The following is a 20,057-nucleotide window of genomic DNA, read 5'->3' as shown; positions in this document are numbered from 1 at the left end:
CATTCGCGGCCTGCGGCGTGACGTTTCCGTCGCGGGCGGTGTCTTGAGGGGCATCACATCCCCGAGACACAAGGAGGCACCATGAGCATCCACCGTCCGCACGTCGTCGTCATCGGCGGCGGATACAGCGGGACACTGGCGGCCAACCATCTGCGGATGCGCGCCGACGTCGACGTCACGCTGGTCAATCCGCGGCCGAGATTCGTCGAACGGATCCGGCTGCACCAGCTGGTGGCGGGCACCGGCGAAGCCACCGTCGACTACGGCGATCTGCTCGGTGAGGGCATCCGGCTCGTCGTCGACACCGCGACCCGCATCGACACCGGCGCCCGATCGATCGAACTGGCATCGGGCGGCGCGCTCGGCTACGACTACGTGATCTACGCCGTCGGCAGCACCGGCGCGGTGCCGGAGTCGGTTCCCGGCGCGGCCGAATTCGCTCATCCCGTCGCCGAACTCGAGCAGGCCCAGCGCCTGCGCGCGATCCTCGACGAACTGCACCCGGACGCGCCGGTGACGGTGGTCGGCGGCGGGCTGACCGGGATCGAGGTGGCCACCGAACTCGCCGAGCAGAACCGCAGGGTGACGCTCGTATGCGGCGGCCGGCTCGGCCCGTCGCTGTCGGATCCGGGCCGGCGGTCGATCGCCAAGACGCTGGCGAAACTGCACATCGCCGTGCTGGAAACAGATGTGGTGACCGAGGTGCGCCCCGGCGCGGTGGTCTTCGCCGACGGCGCCGTACGCCCGAGCGCCCTGACCATCTGGACCGGTGGGTTCGGGGTGCCCGGCCTGGCGGCGCAGAGCGGGCTCAGCACCGACGGGATGGGCCGGTTGCTCACCGACGAGACACTGACCAGCGTGGACGACCCCCGCATCATCGCCGCCGGTGACTGCGCGGCGCCGTCGGGTGAGCCGCTGCGGATGTGCTGCGCGTCCGCATCCCAGCTCGGCCCTCAGGCCGCCAACACCGTGCTGAGCCGCATCGCCGACGAACAGCCCGCCGTGTTCGAGTACGGCTTCGCGGGCACCTGCACGAGCCTGGGCCGCCGCGCGGCCATCGTGCAGTTCGGCCGCAGGGACGACACCCCGCTCGACGCCTACCTGGCCGGCCGACTCGCCGCGCCGCTCAAGGAGCTCATCTGCAGGGGGACGGTCTGGAGTCTGCGCCGCGAGGCCCGCAAACCCGGTTCGGCGTTCTGGCTCAAGGGTGGGCCGCGGCCCCGGGTGGCCGAGTTGGTCGCAGAACCGTGACCACCGAGCATGCCGAGCGATTCACGTCACTGCGACCGCTGCTGTTCACGATCGCCTACGAAATCCTCGGCAGCGCAACCGAATCCGACGACGTACTGCAGGACAGCTTCCTGCGCTGGGCCGACGTGGACCTCGCGACGGTCCACGACACCCGGTCCTACCTGGCGCAGTTGGTGACACGGCAGGCCCTCAACGCGGTGCGCACGAACGCCCGCCGCCGCGAGGACTACGTCGGACCCTGGCTGCCCGAGCCCCTGCTGGTCGACGACGGTGACGCCGCGTCGGACGTGGTGCTCGCCGAGTCGGTGTCGATGGCGATGCTGGTGGTGCTGGAGACGCTCACCCCCGACGAGCGGGCGGTGTTCGTCCTGCGCGAGGTGTTCGGGTTCGACCACGCCGAGATCGCCGAAGCCGTCGGCAAGTCCGTGGGTGCGGTGCGCCAGATGGCGTACCGCGCCCGCGAACACGTGCACGCGCGGCGCACGCGGTTCGGGCCCGCCGACGCCGCCGACGCGGCGAAGGTCACCGAGCAGTTCATGACGGCCGCCGCCACCGGCGACGTGGAGGGTCTGCTGGCGCTGCTCGCCCCGGACGCGGTGTGGATCACCGACAGCGGCGGACGCGCCAAGGCGATCCGGCGGCCGGTGCTGGGCGCGAAGAAGGTGGCGGCCCTCATCGCAGGGTTCTTCCGGGCGGCACCGAAGCAGGTGCCGGACCTCCGACTGGAGACGGCGACCTACAACAACACCCCCGCGGTCCTGGTGCGCAGCGGCGACCGCGTGGAGGGGATGATCCTGATCGACGTCGTCGACGGCCGGATCGCGAACTTCTACGCGATGGCCAACCCGGACAAACTGACCGGGATCGGCGTCGCCCGGACGATCCGCCGTCAGTGACCTGCAGCACATATCGCGCCGGAGTGTCACACTTCCGGTGTGCGTGGTGTCTCGAGGACAGACCGGCGAACGGAGCCGGATGACCGAAGGAGACGAGAATGACCGAAGCCAGGACCCACCGCACGCGACGAGGACAGAAAACCCACGTCGTCGTGATCGGCGGCGGCTACGCCGGTGTGATGGCCGCCAACCATCTGCGCCTCGACGACGATGTCGCCGTCACGCTCATCAACCCGCGACCACAGTTCGTCGAGCGAATCCGCCTGCACCAGTTGGTCACCGGGTCCGATGACTCGGTCGTCGACTACGACACCGTGCTCGGTGACGGCATCACGCTGGTCGTGGACGCCGCCGATCACATCGACGCGGCGGCCCGGCGGGTCGAACTGGCCTCCGGGACGACGCTCGACTACGACTACCTGATCTACGCGGTCGGCAGCACGGGCGCCGCCCTCACCGTTCCGGGTGCCGCGGAGTTCGCCCACCCCATCTCCGAGTACGAACACGGCGAACCACTGCGCGCCGCGCTCGCGGCGGCCGCCGGCGATGCGCCGATCGTCGTCGTGGGCGCGGGGCCGACGGGCATGGAGGTGGCCGCCGAACTCGCCGAAGGCGGCCGCCGGGTGACGCTGGTGTGCGGCAGCGTGCTGGGCCCCTACCTGAGCACCGCGGGACGCCGGACGGCCGCCAAGCGGTTCGCCCGACTCGGCGTGACGGTGCTCGACGGGCCCGACGCCGTGGTCGCCGCCGTGCACCCGGATGCGGTCACGCTGGCCGACGGGCGCCGCGTGCCCAGCGCCGTCACCGTCTGGACGGCCGGCTTCGGCGTCCCCGACCTCGCCGCCCGCAGTGGCCTGACCACCGACCGCATCGGCCGGTTGCTCACGGACGAGACCCTGACCAGCGTCGACGACGACCGCATCGTCGCGGCCGGTGACGCCTCGGCGCCGTCGGACCTGCCGCTGCGCATGAGCTGCCAGGCCGCGATCCCGCTGGGCGCCCAGGCCGCCAACACGGTGCTGAGCCGGATCGCCGGCACCGAGCCGAAGGCCATCAACCAGGCCTTCACCGGCCAGTGCATCAGCCTCGGCCGCGACGCGGGGCTCATCCAGATCGCCCACCTCGACGACCGGGCCATGCGGCTGCACATCGGCGGACGCCTCGCCGCGTCGATCAAGGAGCAAGTCTGCAGGGGCACGATCTCGTTCCTGTCCCGCGAGGCGCGCAAACCGGGAAGCTACTTCTGGCTCAAGGGCGGTAAGCGCAGGCAGCGCCTGGCCGAGGCCCTCCCGGTCCGATGAGCACCACGACCGAGCACGCCGAGCGGTTCACAATGCTGCGGCCGCTGCTGTTCACGATCGCCTACGAGATCCTCGGCAGCGCAACCGAATCCGACGACGTGCTGCAGGAGAGCTACCTGCGCTGGGCCGAGGTGGACCTCGATACGGTGCACGACACCAAGGCCTACCTCGCCCAGCTCGTCACCCGGCAGGCCCTCAACGCGCTGCGGGCGCAGTCCCGGCGGCGGGAGGACTACATCGGGCCGTGGCTGCCCGAACCGCTGCTGGTGCAATCGAAGGACGCCGAGGCCGATGTGGTCCTGGCCGAATCGGTGTCGATGGCCATGCTCGTGGTCCTCGAGACCCTCACCCCCGACGAGCGGGCGGTGTTCGTGCTGCGCGAGGTGTTCGGCTTCAGCCATGACGAGATCGCCGCCGCGGTCGGCAAGTCGACGACGGCGGTGCGGCAGATGGCCCACCGCGCCCGCGAACACGTCCAGTCACGCCGCAAACGGTTCGAACCGGTCGATCCGAAGACGTCGACGGAGATCACCATGCGGTTCTTCGCCGCGGCGTCGACCGGTGACCTCGACGGGCTGATGGAACTGCTGGCACCCGATGTGGTGTGGACCGCCGACAGCGCGGGCAAGCGCAGCGCGGCGCGCCGGCCCGTCACCGGCGCCGAACGGGTCGGCAGGCTGGTCCTGGGCCTGCTGCGGGCCGCGGGCGAAGCCGGGCGGATCGAACCGGCCGTGTACAACAACGCGCCCGCACTCAAGCTCTTCCTCGGGGACAGCTTCGAGGGCATCGTGACCGTCGAGATCGTGGACGGCCGGATCAGCCACTTCTACGCGATGCGCAACCCCGACAAGCTGGTCGGCGTGGACGTCCCGCGGGAGATCACCCGCACGGTCTGAGAAGCTGAGGCGGTGCGGATCGAGCGGCTCGGCGACCTCGGCGATGCGCCCACGGTGCTCGCCGCGGTCGCCTCGGCCGGTGCCGCGCAGGGACTCCCGCCGCCCGCCGCACTGCTCGGGGACTGGTTCGGGTCCACGGCCGTCATCGCCCCGTCGGTGACGATCGCACCCGTCGCGCAGATCGACGTGTTCGACGTGCCGCCCGGCGCCGGGAACGCCGTCGGCGGAGGGTGGTTCGGATACCTGTCCTACCCGGATCCCGGCGCCGACGGCGCCGGCCCGCGCATCCCGGCGGCGGCGGGCGGGTGGTCGGACCGTGTGCTGCGCCGCGACCGCGAGGGCTGCTGGTGGTATGAAAGCCTGAGCGGCACAACGGCTCCCGCCTGGGCGCTCGACGCCATCAGGTCCCCCGGGGCGCCGTCGGCCCACGAGATCGGCTGGACGCCACCGGATCGCGACACCCACCGCCGGGGGGTGACCGACTGCCTGGCCGCGATCGCGGCCGGCGAGGTGTATCAGGCCTGCGTCTGCACACAGTTCACCGGACGGCTGCGCGGATCGCCGCTGGACTTCTTCGTCGACACCGCCCGGCGCACCACCCCGGCCCGCGCCGCATACCTGGCCGGCGACTGGGGTTCGGTGGCGTCGCTGTCCCCGGAACTGTTCCTGCGCCGCCGCGGCACGGCGGTGACGTCCAGCCCGATCAAGGGCACGCTGCCGTCCTCGGCGGATCCGCTCGAGCTGCGGGCCTCGGTCAAGGACGTGGCGGAGAACATCATGATCGTCGACCTGGTCCGCAACGACCTCGGCCGGATCGCGCGAACGGGGACGGTGACGGTGCCCGAACTGCTGGCCGTCCGCCCCGCACCCGGGGTCTGGCATCTGGTGTCGACGGTCACCGCGGAGGTCCCCGTCGACCTCCCGATGTCCGACGTGCTCGACGCGACGTTCCCGCCGGCGTCGGTCACCGGCACCCCGAAGGGCAGAGCGCGCAGCCTGCTGCGGCACTGGGAACCGAAGCGACGCGGAATCTATTGCGGCACAATCGGGCTCGCCTCTCCAGCGGCGGGGTGCGAATTGAACGTGGCGATCCGGACGGTGGAGTTCGGCGCCGACGGGTCGGCCGTGCTCGGCGTCGGCGGCGGCATCACCGCCGACTCCGATCCCGACCGCGAATGGGACGAATGCCTGCACAAGGCCGCATCCATCGTCGGCCCCTGTTCGCCGGCGCCGAGCGCCGAACTGATCGCGACGACGCACTGGTCGGCCACCGCCGAAGAGCCCTAACCGCGCGAGCGCACCACCGCGTCGTAGAGTTCGCGCCGCGACGGGGCCCCCGGATGGGCGGCGATCACCTCGGCGCACGCATCCTTCACCCGGGCGCCGGCCGCGACGCGGTCGTTGACGTCGGCCACCAGGGTGTCCAGGTCGGCCGACGGCACCGCACCCGCGAGCACGACGGTGATCTCCCCCAGCACACCGTCGGCGGCCCAGTCGGCCAGTTCGGCCAGCGTGCCGCGTTTGACCTCCTCGTGGGTCTTCGTCAGCTCGCGGCACACCACAACCCGGCGGTCGCCGCCGAGCGCATCGGCGGCGTCGCGCAGGGTGTCGGGCAGGCGGCGGGGTGATTCGAAGAACACGCAGGTGCGCTGCTCGGCGGCCAGTGCCTGGAACCAGGCCAGCCGGGCGGCGTGCTTACGGGGTGGGAAACCCTCGAAGCAGAACCGGTCGGACGGCAACCCGGAGACTGCCAGCGCCGTCGTCACCGCGGAGGGGCCCGGCAGACAGCTGACCGTCAGCTCGGCCTCCACACATGCGCTGACCAGGCGGTAGCCGGGATCGTTGATCAGCGGCATCCCGGCGTCGCTGACCACCAGCACCGTCGCCCCCGACTTGATCGCCTCGACCAGCGCCGGAACCCGCGACGCCTCGTTCTGGTCGAAGAAGCTCTGCACCCGGCCCACGGGCCGCACGCCCAGCGACTGGGCGAGCTGGCGGACGCGACGGGTGTCCTCGGCGGCCACGATGTCGGCGCGGGCGAGTGCGTTCACGAGCCGCTCGGAGGCATCGCCGGGTTGGCCGAGGGGGGTGGCGCCGAGCAGCAGACGACCGGCGGTCATGCCCACAGCCTACGATCTGAAGACGTGACCGCCCCCGCCACCGAAGCTCCGCGCGCGGTTCCGGTCATCAGCCCCGCCCCTCTGGTGCCGGTGGCCGACTTCGGACCCGTCGACCGGCTGCAGGGCTGGGCGATGACGGCGGTGATCACCGCGCTCGCCGCGATCACCCGCTTCCTCAACCTCGGTTCCCCCACCGATGCCGGCACGCCGATCTTCGACGAGAAGCACTACGCCCCGCAGGCCTGGCAGGTCCTGCACAACCACGGCGTCGAGGACAACCCCGGTTACGGGCTGGTGGTGCACCCGCCCGTCGGCAAGCAGTTGATCGCGATCGGTGAGGCGCTGTTCGGCTACAACGGGCTGGGCTGGCGGTTCTCCGGCGCGGTGTGCGGTGTGGTGCTGATCCTGCTCGTGGCGCGGATCGCGCGGCGGATCAGCCGGTCGACGGCCGTCGGCGGTATCGCCGGGCTGCTGCTGATCGCCGACGGCGTCACCTTCGTCACCTCCCGCACCGCCCTGCTCGACGGGTTCCTCACCTTCTTCGTCGTCGCGGCGTTCGGCGCCCTGATGGTCGACCGCGATCAGGTCCGCGAGCGGATGCACGTGGCGCTGCTCGAGGGCCGGATCGCCGAGACGCCGTGGGGGCCGCGGCTCGGGGTGCGGTGGTGGCGGTTCGGGGCGGGTGTGCTGCTCGGCCTGGCGTGCGCGACGAAGTGGTCGGGGCTGTACTTCGTGGCGTTCTTCGGTGTCCTGACGCTGGCGCTCGACATCGCGGCGCGGCGGCAGTACCGGGTGCCTCGGCCGTTCGTCGGCGCGTTCCGGCGGGATCTCGGGCCGTCGCTGTATGCGATGGTGCTGATCCCGTTCGCGGTGTACCTGGCGTCGTACACGCCGTGGTTCGCCTCCGAGACCGGGGTGAACCGGCACGAGGCCGGGCAGTCGATCGGCGAGGACAGCGCGTGGCCGATCCCCGATGCGGTGCGCTCGCTGTGGCATTACACCTACGCCGCCTACCGGTTCCATTCCGGGCTGACCAACTCCGACGGCAACCACCACCCGTGGGAGTCGAAACCGTGGACGTGGCCGATGTCGCTGCGACCGGTGTTGTACGCGATCGACAACCAGGACGTGCCGGGCTGCGGGGCGCAGTCGTGCGTGAAGGCGGTGATGCTCGTCGGCACGCCCGCCATGTGGTTCATCGCGGTGCCGGTGCTCGGGTGGGCGGTGTGGCGGGCGTTCGTCAAGCGCGACTGGCGCTACGCCGTTGTGCTGGTCGGCTATTCGGCGGGCTTCCTGCCGTGGTTCGTCGACATCGACCGGCAGATGTACTTCTTCTACGCCGCGGTGATGGCGCCGTTCCTGGTGATGGCGATCGCGCTGATCCTCGGCGACATCCTGCACGCGCCACGGCAGAACGCCGAGCGGCGCACGCTCGGACTGATCGTCGTCGCGGGCTATGTGGCGCTGGTGATCACGAACTTCGCATGGCTGTTCCCGATCCTGACGGGCATCCCGATCAGCCAGTCGACGTGGAACATGCAGATCTGGCTGCCCAGCTGGCGCTGAGTCGCTGGCGTTGTCGCCTTCGGCGGCGAAACAGCATTCCCTGTCGTCAAGCGCGCCTGTTGACAACCCTGGTTACTGCCTCGCGGTCTGTCGGCGGGGCTGAGCATCATCGGCGCATGGGAACGATAATTCTGGGCAGTGAAGCAATCGATCGCGGCGAGGTCTCGCGCCAAGGTCTGCGGTCGGCCTACCGGGCCATTTTCCCGGATGTGTACATGCCGAAAGTCGCGGAGCCGTCGCTGTACGCCAACACCGTCGGCGCGTGGCTGTGGTCGAAGCGTCGCGCCGTGATCACCGGTAAGGCTGCAGCGGCACTGCACGGCGCTGAGTGGGTCGACGACGACTCCCCGGTCGAGTTGATATGGCAAAACAACCGTCCACCGCACGGAATCGTGACGCGCAACGACCGATTCACCTGTGAGGAAGTCGTCGAGATCTACGGCCTGGCGGTCGCGTCGATCCAGCGCACCGCATTCGACCTCGGGCGATTCCTTCCCCGCGGCGAGGCCGTCGCGCATCTCGATGCGCTCGCACGGGCGACTGGTCTTGCGGTCGAACACGTGCTCCCCTTGGTCGAACAGTACCGGGGCGCGCGCGGGGTTCAACGCTGCCGAGAGGCACTCCGACTGATGGACGCCGGCGCCCAGTCTCCCAAGGAGACGTGGCTGCGGCTGTTGCTGATCGACGCCGGATTCCCGCGGCCGACCACGCAGATCCCGGTCCTGGACGATTACGGCGACCCGTTCGCCCACCTCGACATGGGCTGGGAGAGGCTCATGATCGCCGTGGAATACGACGGCAAGGAGCACCAGAACGACCGATCACGGTATGTGTGGGACCACAAGCGGTTGACCATGCTTCGACGCCGCGGCTGGTTGCACATTCGGGTGATCAACGAGGATCGCCCCTACGAGATTCTGCGGCGGGTGCGCGAGGCGTGGACCCAACGCGAGACAGCACAGAGGGTCGTCAACCGTTCGGCTTGACGACCGGGAATGCTGTTTCGCGCTGACGCGACGGCCCCGCAGGCCCGCAGGCTACAGCGGGTCGCGGGCGGCCGGGCAGGACATACACCGCGGCCCGCCGCGGCCCGTACCCAGCTCCGAGGCGGCGATCGGCAGCACCTCGATACCCGAATCCGCCAGCCGGGCATTCGTTTCCGTGTTGCGTTCGTAGGCCGCCACCACACCCGGGGCGAGGGCGAGCGTGTTGTTCCCGTCGTCCCACTGTTCGCGTTCGGCGGTGACCGGGTCGAGCCCGGTGTCGATCACCCGCAACCTGTCGATCCCCATCGCCTCGGCGGCGGCGGTCACGAACGGCGCGGCATCGTCGATCCGCACACCGCCGTCGCCATTGCGGCGAATCGTGAACGCCGACAACGTGTCCACCACGTTCGGGTACATCACCACGGCGTCGACGTCGACCATCGTGCACACCGTGTCGAGGTGCATCTGCGCCCGCTCCTGGGCGATCGGCACGGCCAGCACGGTGTGCGCGAGATCATCGTCGAACAGGCTGCGCGCCAACGCCTCCGCACCCGCAGGCGTCGTCCGCTCCCCCACTCCGACCGCCACCACTCCCGGTGCGAGCAGCAACACGTCACCACCCTCGACGGGGGCCGACCGCGATTCGTAAGCCCGCCGCACACCGAGGAACCGCGGGTGGTGGGCGTAGATCAGGTCGGTCAACGACGTCTCCCGCGACCGGGCGGGCAGCGCCAGCGACGTGATCGCCACCCGCGGACCGATCCAGAACGACGAGTCCCGCGTGAACAGCAGATTCGGCAGGGGGTCGATCACGAAGTCCCCGCCGTGGTGCATCCGACGCACCAGCGACACGTCACTCGCCGCGAACGGCAACTCGTTGAACGTCATGCCGGCGACGAGCACATGCGCCAGCGGGGCGGCCGCCAGCGTCCGCAGATACGCCGATAGTTCTTGCGCGAGGGGCAAACCCAAACGCCGCGGGTCGACGGCCGCGGCGATACCGTGCATCCGCGCCGCCCCGCTGGTCAGCGCCTCGGTCAGCAGATCCGCCAGCAGCAGCACCTCGACGCCGCGCGACCGCAGCAGTTCGGCGAACGCATCGTGTTCGTCCTGCGCGCGGGACACCCACGGCAACCCGTCGAACAGCAGGGCGTCGTTGTTTCGCGGGGTCAGTCGCTGCAGTTCCGCGCCGGGGCGGTGCAGGATGACCACACGCAGCGTGCCGACCTCGGAATCGCAGCCCAGTGTCACATCTAGCACCGTAGCGCCAACGCCTCCGCGTCGAGACCTGAAGTATTGTTCAGGTCATGGACGGCCATGAGCTGACCCCGAGTGAGATGTCGGCCCGCAGCGGTGTCGCAGTCTCGGCGCTGCACTTCTACGAGCGCGAAGGGCTCATCACCAGCCGGCGCACCGCGGGCAACCAGCGCCGCTATGCGCGCGAGACGTTGCGGCGTGTGGCGTTCATCCGGATGTCCCAACGGCTGGGCATCCCGCTGGCCCGTATCCGCGCGGCGCTGGCCACCCTGCCGACCGACCGCGTGCCGACGAGCAAGGACTGGGCGAAGCTGTCCGCGAGTTGGCGCGAGGACCTCGACGAACGGATCCTGCACCTGCAGCGTCTGCGCGACAACCTGGCCGGGTGCATCGGCTGCGGCTGTCTGAGCCTCAAGACCTGCGCGCTGGCCAACCCCGGCGACGTTCTCGCCGGAAGCGGTCCGGGACCGGTTCGCCTCTGAGAAGTCGAACGCGTGTGCGATACACTCGCGGCCATGGAGCTGGCTCTACAGGGCTCGCTTTTCGAGCACGCAGAGCGCCGCACACTCGGCAACGGCGCATGGCTCGACGTCCGGTCGGGCTGGCTGACCGATGCCGACACCCTCTTCGACGAACTGCGTGAGCGCATCCCGTGGCGCGCCGAGCGCCGACAGATGTACGACCGGGTGCTCGACGTGCCGCGGCTGCTCAGCTTCCACAACCTCGTCGAGGACGAGGCGCCGCATCCACGCCTCAAACAGATGCGCCGACGGCTCAACGACACCTACGGCGGAGAACTCGGCGAACCCTTCACCACCGCCGGCCTCTGCCTCTACCGCGACGGCAACGACAGCGTGGCCTGGCACGGCGACAACATCGGCCGCAGCAGCCGCGAGGACACGATGGTCGCGATCGTCGGCCTCGGCGCCACCCGGGTCTTCGCGCTGCGGCCGCGCGGCGGCGGCCCGTCGCTGCGCATCCAGCACCACCACGGCGACCTGCTGGTGATGGGTGGATCCTGCCAGCGCACATGGGAACACGCGATTCCGAAGACCACCCGGCCGACGGGTCCGCGGATCAGCATCCAGTTCCGGCCGCACGACGTGCGCTGAGCAGTTTCGCGTCACGCGCATCCGAGGTGCGACAGCGTCAGCCCTGCACTGCGGCGACGGCGTCGACGAGCAGCCGGCGGGCCCGTTCGGTGTTCACCGGCGCCACCGGCTTGTCCGGGATCACGAGTGGGTTCGCCGTCACGATCACCATGTACGTGCCGAACCGGGCGGTGTAGTTGTACAACTCCCCGGTCCGGGGCGCGCCGGCCACCACGGTCTGCAGCACGCGATGGGTGGCGCTGGTCTGCACACCGTCGATGTGCGGCGCCTCCACCACCTCGACGGCACCGCGTAGTCCCGGCCCGCTGAACTCGACCTTCTTGCAGCTGTCTCCCGGTTCGGTCACCGGCACCGGGGCGTTGGTCTCGACCGCGAGCGCGATGAACCGGTTGCCCTCACCCTCGGCGGTGGCCGCGGCCATGTTGCCCTTCAGATCGGCCTCGGGGAGCCGGCCCTCAGCGAACTTCGCGCACTCCGGAGGCTGAAACGTCATGCCGGCGGGCATCTTCTGCGGTTGCAGGAGTTTCGGGTCGATTCCGGTCGGCGCGATGTCGCGGTATTGGTACTGCTCGCCGAACGTGGCCTTGACCTCGGAGACCCGGGCGATGTCGGCGTCTTCAGGGGAGCCGCAGGCGGCGAGCAGTCCGACGCCCGCGACGGCCGCGATCTTCTTCGGGGTGGACATCGCCGCCAATGTACCGGGCGACCGGCGCTCAGCTCCGCAACGCCGCCACGGTCCGCGTCAACAGATCGGCGGCGAAATCGTCGCCGAGTGCGGGATGCGGTGAGCCGGGGTCGGTGACGACGGTGACGTACACCAGGCGTGCGTCCTCATGGGCGACGAAGGTCTGTGCGTGCGAACGGGTTTCCGTCCCACCCTCGACGACCGTGACGGTGTCGGCGACCAACCCCAGGCCGACGGCCCCGGTCACCGGCGGTGGGTCGGCGAGGCGCACCGCGCCGGTCGTCGGCCCGGCCGTCATGGTCCACCGGCCGCACTCCTCGAGCAGCGCGGGGTCTGCGGGCACGGCGCCGCCGGCCGCCACCGCGTACACGATGCCGCCTTCCCCCGAGGCCGAGAATCCGCGCACCGTCGACGAATCGACCGCAGGCTCGGCGAGCACGCCGCACTGTGGTGGCTGCGCCGACCAGTTCTCGCCGTATCCCCATTGGGCCAGCGGTGTGACCCGACCCTGCAATTCGGCCACCTCATAGCCCGGCGGCAGTTCGTAACGGGCCCGGTTCATCCGCGACGGGTCGATGGGTCCGGCCGCTTCGGTGGTCAACGTCGCGGGAGATTGCGGCGACGGTTGACCGCAGGAGCAGACACAGACGGCGGCGGCCATGATGACCGCGAAGCGGCGCACGTCGCGTTGATATCACAACGTGCGCCCCGCGTCGGTCAGGCTGCGTCCGGGTCGCTTTCGGCCGCCGGAGTGCCGCCGGACTCATCGTCGCCCGAGTCGTCGGGCCGCTCGGCTCGGTGGCCGGTCACGCTCTCGACCACACGCCGCACCAGGCGTTCGCCCGGCGGACGAATCGACGGCAGCTTGGGCGCATCGGCCTCCTCGCGGTCACTCAGCCCACGGAGCAAGGGCGAGAGACGGCGTTCCTTGACCTGTTCGGGGGCCGGTGGGACGGGAGTCGCGTTGCTCAGCTGGCCTGTCTTGTCGCCTTGCCGTTCGCTCGGTTGACCGCTGACCACCGGTCCATCGGTCAGCGGTTCGGCAGCCGGCTCCGACGCGGTCGTCTCTGTCGGCACGGCGGCAGTACGGAGGTTGTCCTCGGTGACGGAGTCACCCGGCTGGGGCAGGTCTTCACCGCCCACGCCGTACGGCCGGAAGACGTCTTCCGTTCCGAGCGCCCGGCCGAGTCCGGCCTCTTGCAGGCCGTCGTCGATGCCGACGGGAACCGACTTGGCGAGGTTCACCAGGAAGCGGAACGGGTCGCCGATGGGTAGCAGCCTGAACTGCACGTGCTCACCAGGGCTGCTCTCGCGGTCGTAACCGGCCTCGACGATGACCCGCAGCGGCGCATCGAGGACGGCCAGGATGGGTGCGGGGACACCCGCCTGCTCGAACGGCATGAGCAGCGGTAACCGCTCGGCCGGGATCAGGTAGTAGTCGGTATCGCCCCACTCGCCCTGGTAGATGACGTTCGGGTCGTCGAGGGACTTGGCCGGAACCGCACCGTGCAGGTAGTAGTACGCCGCCAGCGAGTTCGCCATCGCCACGACGTTGAGCGGCGCGACAGGGGCGTCGCCCCCCATGAAGTCGTACTGCTGGGCGACGTCGACCGTGCGGTAGCAGGGCCCGCCTTCCTCACACGAGTCGGTCGGCGTCGGGCCGTGGAAGGTGACGCCGAGAATGGGAATGGTCATGCCTTCGAAGCCGCGCGCCAGGATGCCGCCGTTGGGCCGCATCGCGTTGGAGAGGAGCACGAAAGAAACACCGTCGGCCTCCGAGGGAGGCGTCTGCATCAGGTCACGTTTGACGAGCGAGGCGATGACGGCGCTCTGCGAGTAGCCGAAGACGATGAAGCTGTCGTCTGGCATGGGCGCATCGGATCCGAGCGCCTCACTCTCGTTGTACTCGCACGACGGGGTTCCAGCCACGCACTCGTTGAGATTGTCCCGTCCCTCTTGCACCGAGTCGTCGAACGTCATCGACCCGAACGTGGGGAAGAACTGCTCGGGCGTGATGACCGCGACTTTGTTGACGGATGGGCCTGTGTCCAGCCCGGGATCGATGTAGTTGTCCACCGCATCGGCCATGTAGCCGTCGACGAAGGAGATGGTGTCCGGCGGCGTCGACAACGGGTGGTCTGTGCCGCCCATGATCAACGCCGTCGTCGCCAGAAGCTGAACAATTCCTGTGAGCATTCCTGAGAATGCCAACAACACCACACCGGCTATTGCGGTGAACACGGCTAGCAGCGAACCGACAGGACCACGCATGAAAAGAACCCCTCCGATATCCCCAGATCTGCCGAGATGACATTTCCGATAGCTGTCGCGCCGACAGACAATCGTCTGCAATCTCTTATCAGCAGCTCACAGGAATTTTGCCGGTGCGAGGCGAACCAGTCGAGGTTCTCCGAGCGCGAATTTTCGAGTAATTCCTCAGTCAATCATCGACCGTTGCCCTATCAACGTTTTTACGTCTCAGCAAACCTTAGAATCTAATTGTTCATGCAACCAATCTGATTGCGGGAACAAGCAGTACACTCGACGCGAAGCCGTTCACGCTGCGCAAACCCGTAGGAAATGCGCTGCGGGGACAAGCAGCAATCCGATGCCGCACCATCTGAAATGGCGGCGTTGCGTCTAGTGCCAGATGCGTCCGGGCCGTAGGCTCGATCCGACTTTTCTTGATCGAGGGAGAGACCGCCATGGCAACGTCACTGCGGGTAGGCGGCGTCACAGCCCTCGCCGTCACGCTCGGCATCACGCTCGCCGGATGCGGTTCCGATTCGTCATCCTCCGAGGAGACGGGCACAAGCGAGCAGACCTCGACCAGCGCCCCGCAGACGCCGGCCGCCGCAGAGTCCACCGCACCGGAGCAGCCCCCGGGGCCCGCCTACACGATCGTGGACTACATCCGCGACAACAAGATCGAGGAGGCGCCGGTCAAGCGCGGTGCTCCCGGCGCGCCGACGGTCGACCTGCCGCTGCCACCCGGATGGCAGGACGCCGGTGACCGCGCGCCCGAATGGTCTTACAGCGCAATGATTTTCGCGGACCCAGCGATGGCCGAGGACCCGCCGACGATCATCGCCCTGATGTCGAAGCTCACCGGTCCCGCCGACCCGGCGAAGATCCTGGAGTTCGCCCCGAACGAGATCAAGAACCTGCCCGGCTACGAGAACCTCGGCGACGGGAGCGAGAGCGAACTCAGCGGCTTCGCCGCATATCAGATCGGCGGCGCCTACACCCGCGACGGCGCCAAGCGCATGATCGCGCAGAAGACCGTCGTGATTCCGGGCGACGGTGGCCTGTACGTGCTGCAGATCAACGCCGACGGTCGCGAGGATCAGATCGGGCCGCTGATGGACGCCACGGCGGCGATCGACGAACAGGCGAAGATCACGCCCTGAGACCGGTCAGTCCCGGCGGGATATCGCCGACGCCTCGGCGACCTGCTCCGGCGTCGGCCGCACCCCGGTGTAGCGCTCGAACTGCTCCGCGGCCTGCAGTGCCACCACCTCCGCACCGGTGATCACCGCGACCCCTGCCTGGCGCGCGGCGGTGATCAGCGGCGTCTCGGCGGGCGTCGCGACGACGTCGAATACGGTGTGCGCCTGCGCGATCGTGTCGGCGTCGAACGCCTGCTGCCGCTCTTCGGGACCGCCGGCCATCCCGATGGGCGTGACGTTGACGATCACCTCGGCGGACCGCGATCCGACCTCGGCGGCGTAGTCGTAGCCGAGGCGCTCGGCCAGGGCACGCCCGGTGGTTTCGTTGCGTGCCACCACCGTCCCCGTCGCGAAGCCGCGGTCGCGGAAGGCCGCGCCGACCGCGGACGCCATGCCTCCGCTGCCCAGGACCATCACCGAGCGATCGGGTTCCAGGCCGTACTGGTCGATGAGGCGTTGCACGGCCAGGTAATCGGTGTTCGACGCGGTGAGATGCCCGTCGTCGTTCACAATCGTGTTGACGGCGTTGATGATTCGCGCGGACGGCTCGACCTCGTCGACGAGGTCGAGTACGTCCTGTTTGAACGGCATCGACACCGAACACCCGCGGATGCCCAGCGCCCGTACGCCGCCGATGGCCGCGCCGATGTCGGTGGTGGTGAACGCCTTGTAGAGGAAGTCCAGCCCGAGGACCTCGTAGAGGTGGTTGTGGAACCGGGTGCCGATGTTGCTGGGTCGCCCGGCCAGCGAGATGCACAGCCGGGTGTCCTTGTTCAGCGGCGGCCGCCCCATCAGCCGACGGCCCGGATGACCTGGCGGGTGACGTCGCGGATCCGGCCGGTGAGTTCCGGCGGGAACGGCAGCGTGGCCGGGTCGGGCACATCGACGGTGGTGGTCACCACGCCGAGATCGTCGCGCTCCCAGTGCGCCCCGAACTTGTCCAGGATCCTGCGCATCGCGTAATTGTCGGTCAGCACGCGGGCGGTGAACCGGCGGACACCGTCATAGCTCGCCGCGACGACGAGCGCGTACATCAGGACCGTGCCGATACCGCGGCCCTGATAGTCGTCGCCCACGGTGAACGCCACCTCCGCGGTGGTGGGGTCGCCCTCGTCGCGGACGAACCGCGCATCGGCGACGACCGGTCCATGGGCGCCGTCGGTCATCACCCAGACGAAGTGATCGGCGTAGTCGACCTCGAACAGGTAGGCCATCAGCCGCGGTGTGGGCTTGCGGGCGGATTGGAACCGCCGGTAGAGCGTTTCGCTGGAGAATTCGACCGGACCGTTGATCGTCCGTTCGTTGTCGCCGGGCAGGACGGGCCGGATGAACAGTTCGGTGCCGTCACGCACCGTGAGCGGAATCGGCGCGACGAACGCCGCGAGGCGTTGGCGGGCGAGGCGGACGAGCTTGTCCATCATGCCCGGGACTTCGAGCATGGTGGCGAACGCGTCGTCGGTACCGACCCAGCCGGTCACCTGGTCGAGCGCGATGACCGTCGCGGTGCGCGGGGCATCGCGCATCAGGGCGATCTCGCCGACGATCATGCCGTGGTGGACGTCGACGACCGCGTGCAGACCTTCGGCACCGGTATGGCTCACCTGGACCCGGCCCGCGCCGATCAGCAGGAACGACACCGCCTGTTCGCCCTGGCGCATCAGGATCTCCCCGGGCGCCGCGCTCAGCGGCCGCAGCTGAGCCGCCAACGGCTCCAGGTTCTCGGTGGAGCTTCCGGCGAAGAAGTCCAGCGCCGCGAGCTCATCCGCGCGGGCGGCAGTCACACCGGCCATGGCTCCGAGGCTACGGCGAATCCGCCGAGCCCGACAAGGAAAGGTCCGGTGACGTCTTGCGGACAACGAAAAGCGCCCGGTGTCCGTCGAAACGGAACCGGGCGCTGTTCGTTGATGCAGAGCGGCTGGGCCGGGGTTACCAGTCCCAGATCGGTGCGCCGGCACCGCCGAACGGACCGAAGTCGATGTACTGACCGATTCCGCCGGTGATGGACGGCACGGCGCGCAGCGAGTCCTTCGACTCACCGCCGGCCGGCGGCAGCGGTGCGCCGATGTCGGCCGCGCGCACCTCGGAGGCACCGGCGTTCACGACGCCGGGATCGGCGACGCGGATGCCGTCTTCGGCGACGGGGAACGCGGACGGCGCCGCGGGATCACCCTCGACGTCCTCGACGTCGGCGCCTGCGGTTCCGGCTCCGAACGCCAAGAAGGCTCCGGTGACGGCGACCGCACCGAATCCCATGATGCCCAGCTTCTTCGTTTTGCGGACGAGGGCTTCGGCGTGTTCGGCCATCTGCCACCCCTTTCTCTGCGGGATCAGCTCCCGGACCTGTTGACGTCAAGCGCGCTGACGAAGATTATCAGGGAAGGGAGTACCCCGCACCTGCACGGACGTAGCAGATTCTGTGAATTTCAGGGGTCGGATTCCGGCATCGAGATGAAGTCGATGTGACGGGGCCGATGAACGGTCGCCGAAGCGCCTGTGAAGTGGAGCTAAGGGGAATCGAACCCCTGACCTACTCGATGCGAACGAGGCTATCTCGGCGTTTGCGACGTCAAGCTGTGTTGAAGGCGTCAACAACTGCCTGCTCAGAGGGTTGGTTTCGTTGACGCCGAAAAGCCGTCGCTAATCCTGCTGCGTACTGGCTGCGTACTGGACAGCGCGTTGCCCCAACGCCAGCAACTCGTTCACTGGAGATCAGAGGGCTATGGTCGGATCGCGCCGACTCTAAACTGAGCCACGGAGTTGCTCGACGCCACAAAGGTAAAATCCGACTCGGCTGACCGCGGAATCGCCAATGCAGCAGCCGTCAATTGCAGCTGCATACAAAGTCACCTAACCGCGCCGCGCTGACCTTTCCGCATCGGCGACATCGAATGTGGTGCGGAGCGTCAGGTAGCGACGGGGCAGTCAACGGCCCGAGATAGTCCGGCCCGCGTTCCTTAGCGAATGCCTCTGCTTCCTCGAACTGCACGGGGTCCAGCCGAGCCCACTCACCTTGATGCTATCTCGCTTCGGCCGCCCAGTTGCGCCAGAAACACGCTCGACAGGTCGGCTCACCGTAGCGATTCTTTTCGAGCGTGTATGCGAACCGATAGTGCGCCTGAACAGTGCAGATTAGACATTCTGTCAGCTGCCAGTCATTCGGATGGCTGAAGGCTTCGAGCGGTTTGACTCCACCTTGCCACTGCAGCTCCGCTATGTGTTCGTCGCACCAGGTCGGCTTCGATCGCGTTCTGAAGGCTGCGATGCTTGAACATCCCGTGAAGCTACAGAGCTGGTCTGTCGTGACGACGCGCTCTCGCCGTAGCGGTCGAGGAGGCGTAGGCGGCTTCGGGGGGTTCTGGCACCGGGCGCTCAGCTAGGGCCACCTTGCGGAGGCGACCCGGGATAACGTTTCCCGTGCCGCCTTCCTGCTGACCCTCCGCAACCGGCTGCACGACCGCATCGGCGCTGACCAGCGGCTTGCCCTCGAGACACCGTAGAAAGTCGTCTTCCGTCATGACTTCGATGTCTTGTCCGAGGTCTTGCAGTTCGAAGGCTCTGCGAGCCTTCTCGGTCAGGTTCGATCCGGGGCGTAGCACTGCTGGGTTGACGTCGCTCACCACTAGTACATTCGTGCGCTTGGTTGTTGACCTCTCGGCAATTGCTCCAACGCGAGACCACTCGTCCCAGGCAATCTGTCGAGTCATCGACAGCAACGTTCCCGTGAACACCACAACACGCCCGTACAAGTAGCCCTCCGAGTCAGCGTCGGAGTTCAGCTCGCATTGAATGAGCCGCGAACCGCCGCCGCTCAGGGTTGCAAGGCTGCCCCTGTAAGTGCCGGCACGCATTTGACCGATGCAGACACCGACCGACCGGGCGAGCGCGTCGAGGTCGTCGATCTGGTTCGCGCAGGCGAGGCCGCGGATGACATCTGTTACGCCCCCAGCATCCGCGAGCGCGTCATGATGATCGGCGAAAGTCGAGCCGAACGCATCAACGACAAATGGCAAGCCGTAGGACGGCAAAGAGAGCGCGCGGCGCGCAAGAACCATAGTGCAAAGGAATCGCAGCTCCGGCCATTCAATATTGTCAACCGCGCACGCGTAGCGGATGACGCCAATATCGAAGCCAGCATTGTGGGCGACCATGACATCATCACCGATAAAGTCGGTGATCGTCGGCAGAAGGTCCTTCCAACGTGGTTCATTAGCCACCATGTCCGCAGAGATCCCGTGAACAATGGTGTTGAACGCATCGAAGTGATCAGCGCCTTCGGGCGGACGCATCAGCCAGCGGCGTTCGGCTACGGGAACACCGTTCCGGACGCAGACTAGACCGACCGCGCAGGGCGAGCCTCGATAAGAGTTCGCCGTCTCGAAGTCGAGCGCAACATAGTCCAGCATCACGCCACCCATTCGGGCTTGACCAGCGGCTCCGGCTTTACAAGTCGCGAGAATTCCGGAGGGAACTCTGCAAGAGTTGGGCTTCCCCGCTCGTCAGGCAGGATCCATGGAGTTGTACCCGTGCGAGGGTTGATC

General features: G+C 68.4%; 19 protein-coding genes. 10 read left to right on the top strand and 9 right to left on the bottom strand.

What is annotated here, in order from left to right; all coding sequences use genetic code 11:
* The first annotated feature begins 81 nt into the window (after positions 1-81).
* The 5 genes from G6N49_RS00490 (at position 82) to G6N49_RS00470 (ending at position 5,631) form a co-directional block, all read left to right on the top strand.
* A complete protein-coding gene (locus G6N49_RS00490; protein ID WP_083045337.1) occupies positions 82-1,251 on the top strand; it encodes an NAD(P)/FAD-dependent oxidoreductase in 1,170 nt (389 codons plus the stop codon).
* Entirely contained in the window at positions 1,248-2,147 is a 900-nt protein-coding gene (sigJ, locus tag G6N49_RS00485; RefSeq protein ID WP_083045338.1) for an RNA polymerase sigma factor SigJ, read from the top strand. The genes G6N49_RS00490 and sigJ overlap by 4 nt, the downstream gene beginning before the upstream one ends.
* A gap of 98 nt (positions 2,148-2,245) precedes the next feature.
* Complete coding sequence (locus tag G6N49_RS00480; RefSeq protein WP_083045339.1) at positions 2,246-3,448, top strand: NAD(P)/FAD-dependent oxidoreductase; 1,203 nt, start codon at positions 2,246-2,248, stop codon at positions 3,446-3,448.
* A complete protein-coding gene (locus tag G6N49_RS00475) occupies positions 3,445-4,344 on the top strand; it encodes an RNA polymerase sigma-70 factor (protein WP_083045340.1) in 900 nt (299 codons plus the stop codon). The genes G6N49_RS00480 and G6N49_RS00475 overlap by 4 nt, the downstream gene beginning before the upstream one ends.
* A gap of 12 nt (positions 4,345-4,356) precedes the next feature.
* Positions 4,357-5,631 (top strand): aminodeoxychorismate synthase component I, encoded by a 1,275-nt coding sequence (locus G6N49_RS00470; protein WP_083045341.1) that lies wholly within the window; start codon positions 4,357-4,359, stop codon positions 5,629-5,631.
* Here G6N49_RS00470 and rsmI read toward each other — a convergent pair.
* Complete coding sequence (gene rsmI, locus G6N49_RS00465; protein WP_083045342.1) at positions 5,628-6,464, bottom strand: 16S rRNA (cytidine(1402)-2'-O)-methyltransferase; 837 nt, start codon at positions 6,462-6,464, stop codon at positions 5,628-5,630. The two genes, G6N49_RS00470 and rsmI, sit on opposite strands and share 4 nt — an antisense overlap.
* 24 nt (positions 6,465-6,488) lie before the next feature.
* Here rsmI and G6N49_RS00460 point away from each other — a divergent pair, with 24 nt between their 5' ends.
* Together G6N49_RS00460 and G6N49_RS00455 are read left to right on the top strand one after the other, a co-directional pair.
* Positions 6,489-8,030: a dolichyl-phosphate-mannose--protein mannosyltransferase gene (locus G6N49_RS00460; protein WP_041925156.1), complete on the top strand. Its 1,542-nt coding sequence runs from the start codon at positions 6,489-6,491 to the stop codon at positions 8,028-8,030.
* Positions 8,031-8,146: 116 nt separating this feature from the next.
* Positions 8,147-9,016 carry a putative endonuclease domain-containing protein gene (locus G6N49_RS00455; RefSeq protein ID WP_011856906.1) on the top strand — a complete coding sequence of 290 codons (870 nt, stop codon included), beginning with the start codon at positions 8,147-8,149 and terminating at the stop codon, positions 9,014-9,016.
* Positions 9,017-9,067: 51 nt separating this feature from the next.
* On the opposite strand, the gene arcA is transcribed toward G6N49_RS00455, so the two are convergent.
* Positions 9,068-10,267 (bottom strand): arginine deiminase, encoded by a 1,200-nt coding sequence (arcA, locus tag G6N49_RS00450; protein WP_011561654.1) that lies wholly within the window; start codon positions 10,265-10,267, stop codon positions 9,068-9,070.
* A gap of 56 nt (positions 10,268-10,323) precedes the next feature.
* Here arcA and soxR point away from each other — a divergent pair, with 56 nt between their 5' ends.
* Positions 10,324-10,755, top strand: coding sequence for a redox-sensitive transcriptional activator SoxR (soxR, locus tag G6N49_RS00445; protein WP_011561655.1), 432 nt, complete (start codon positions 10,324-10,326; stop codon positions 10,753-10,755).
* A 33-nt stretch (positions 10,756-10,788) separates the two neighbouring features.
* Positions 10,789-11,385, top strand: a complete 597-nt coding sequence (locus G6N49_RS00440) for an alpha-ketoglutarate-dependent dioxygenase AlkB (RefSeq protein ID WP_083045343.1) — start codon at positions 10,789-10,791, stop codon at positions 11,383-11,385.
* A 37-nt stretch (positions 11,386-11,422) separates the two neighbouring features.
* On the opposite strand, the gene G6N49_RS00435 is transcribed toward G6N49_RS00440, so the two are convergent.
* Genes G6N49_RS00435 through G6N49_RS00425 form a run of 3 tightly spaced genes read right to left on the bottom strand, consistent with a single transcriptional unit; the run spans position 11,423 to position 14,266 of the window.
* Positions 11,423-12,070: a DUF5642 family protein gene (locus G6N49_RS00435; protein ID WP_011856908.1), complete on the bottom strand. Its 648-nt coding sequence runs from the start codon at positions 12,068-12,070 to the stop codon at positions 11,423-11,425.
* 28 nt (positions 12,071-12,098) lie between these two features.
* On the bottom strand, positions 12,099-12,752 hold the full coding sequence (locus tag G6N49_RS00430; RefSeq protein WP_083045344.1) for a DUF5642 family protein: 654 nt from the start codon (positions 12,750-12,752) through the stop codon (positions 12,099-12,101).
* 35 nt (positions 12,753-12,787) lie between these two features.
* Positions 12,788-14,266: a PE-PPE domain-containing protein gene (locus G6N49_RS00425; RefSeq protein ID WP_235679469.1), complete on the bottom strand. Its 1,479-nt coding sequence runs from the start codon at positions 14,264-14,266 to the stop codon at positions 12,788-12,790.
* A 509-nt stretch (positions 14,267-14,775) separates the two neighbouring features.
* On the opposite strand from G6N49_RS00425, the gene lpqN reads away from it, so the two are divergent.
* Positions 14,776-15,480 (top strand): envelope biogenesis lipoprotein LpqN, encoded by a 705-nt coding sequence (gene lpqN / locus G6N49_RS00420; protein WP_083045346.1) that lies wholly within the window; start codon positions 14,776-14,778, stop codon positions 15,478-15,480.
* Between the two features lie 6 nt (positions 15,481-15,486).
* Here lpqN and G6N49_RS00415 read toward each other — a convergent pair whose 3' ends face one another.
* The 4 genes from G6N49_RS00415 to G6N49_RS00400 form a co-directional block, all read right to left on the bottom strand.
* Complete coding sequence (locus G6N49_RS00415; protein WP_083045347.1) at positions 15,487-16,311, bottom strand: shikimate 5-dehydrogenase; 825 nt, start codon at positions 16,309-16,311, stop codon at positions 15,487-15,489.
* The gene (locus tag G6N49_RS00410) at positions 16,311-17,309 is read right to left on the bottom strand and encodes an acetyltransferase Pat (protein ID WP_083045348.1); all 999 of its coding nucleotides are present in this window, start codon (positions 17,307-17,309) and stop codon (positions 16,311-16,313) included. Before G6N49_RS00410 ends, G6N49_RS00415 begins: the two co-directional genes overlap by 1 nt.
* Before the next feature lie 136 nt (positions 17,310-17,445).
* Entirely contained in the window at positions 17,446-17,823 is a 378-nt protein-coding gene (locus tag G6N49_RS00405; protein ID WP_011856914.1) for a hypothetical protein, read from the bottom strand.
* A 977-nt stretch (positions 17,824-18,800) separates the two neighbouring features.
* A complete protein-coding gene (locus G6N49_RS00400; protein ID WP_163647382.1) occupies positions 18,801-19,922 on the bottom strand; it encodes an exonuclease domain-containing protein in 1,122 nt (373 codons plus the stop codon).
* Between the last annotated feature and the right edge of the window lie 135 nt (positions 19,923-20,057).

It is taken from the genome of Mycolicibacterium monacense (genome assembly GCF_010731575.1).
Classification (GTDB): domain Bacteria; phylum Actinomycetota; class Actinomycetes; order Mycobacteriales; family Mycobacteriaceae; genus Mycobacterium; species Mycobacterium monacense.
This window is presented reverse-complemented; position numbering and strand designations above follow the sequence as displayed.

What these genes read in the sequence shown, in the direction of transcription:
- G6N49_RS00490 (WP_083045337.1), top strand. Translation starts at nt 82, where the DNA reads ATGAGCATCCACCGTCCGCACGTCGTCGTCATCGGCGGCGGATACAGC.
- G6N49_RS00480 (WP_083045339.1), top strand. Translation starts at nt 2,246, where the DNA reads ATGACCGAAGCCAGGACCCACCGCACGCGACGAGGACAGAAAACCCAC.
- G6N49_RS00475 (WP_083045340.1), top strand. Translation starts at nt 3,445, where the DNA reads ATGAGCACCACGACCGAGCACGCCGAGCGGTTCACAATGCTGCGGCCG.
- rsmI (WP_083045342.1), bottom strand. Translation starts at nt 6,464, where the DNA reads ATGACCGCCGGTCGTCTGCTGCTCGGCGCCACCCCCCTCGGCCAACCC.
- G6N49_RS00455 (WP_011856906.1), top strand. Translation starts at nt 8,147, where the DNA reads ATGGGAACGATAATTCTGGGCAGTGAAGCAATCGATCGCGGCGAGGTC.
- soxR (WP_011561655.1), top strand. Translation starts at nt 10,324, where the DNA reads ATGGACGGCCATGAGCTGACCCCGAGTGAGATGTCGGCCCGCAGCGGT.
- G6N49_RS00440 (WP_083045343.1), top strand. Translation starts at nt 10,789, where the DNA reads ATGGAGCTGGCTCTACAGGGCTCGCTTTTCGAGCACGCAGAGCGCCGC.
- G6N49_RS00435 (WP_011856908.1), bottom strand. Translation starts at nt 12,070, where the DNA reads ATGTCCACCCCGAAGAAGATCGCGGCCGTCGCGGGCGTCGGACTGCTC.
- G6N49_RS00425 (WP_235679469.1), bottom strand. Translation starts at nt 14,266, where the DNA reads ATGCTCACAGGAATTGTTCAGCTTCTGGCGACGACGGCGTTGATCATG.
- lpqN (WP_083045346.1), top strand. Translation starts at nt 14,776, where the DNA reads ATGGCAACGTCACTGCGGGTAGGCGGCGTCACAGCCCTCGCCGTCACG.
- G6N49_RS00415 (WP_083045347.1), bottom strand. Translation starts at nt 16,311, where the DNA reads ATGGGGCGGCCGCCGCTGAACAAGGACACCCGGCTGTGCATCTCGCTG.
- G6N49_RS00410 (WP_083045348.1), bottom strand. Translation starts at nt 17,309, where the DNA reads ATGGCCGGTGTGACTGCCGCCCGCGCGGATGAGCTCGCGGCGCTGGAC.
- G6N49_RS00405 (WP_011856914.1), bottom strand. Translation starts at nt 17,823, where the DNA reads ATGGCCGAACACGCCGAAGCCCTCGTCCGCAAAACGAAGAAGCTGGGC.
- G6N49_RS00400 (WP_163647382.1), bottom strand. Translation starts at nt 19,922, where the DNA reads ATGCTGGACTATGTTGCGCTCGACTTCGAGACGGCGAACTCTTATCGA.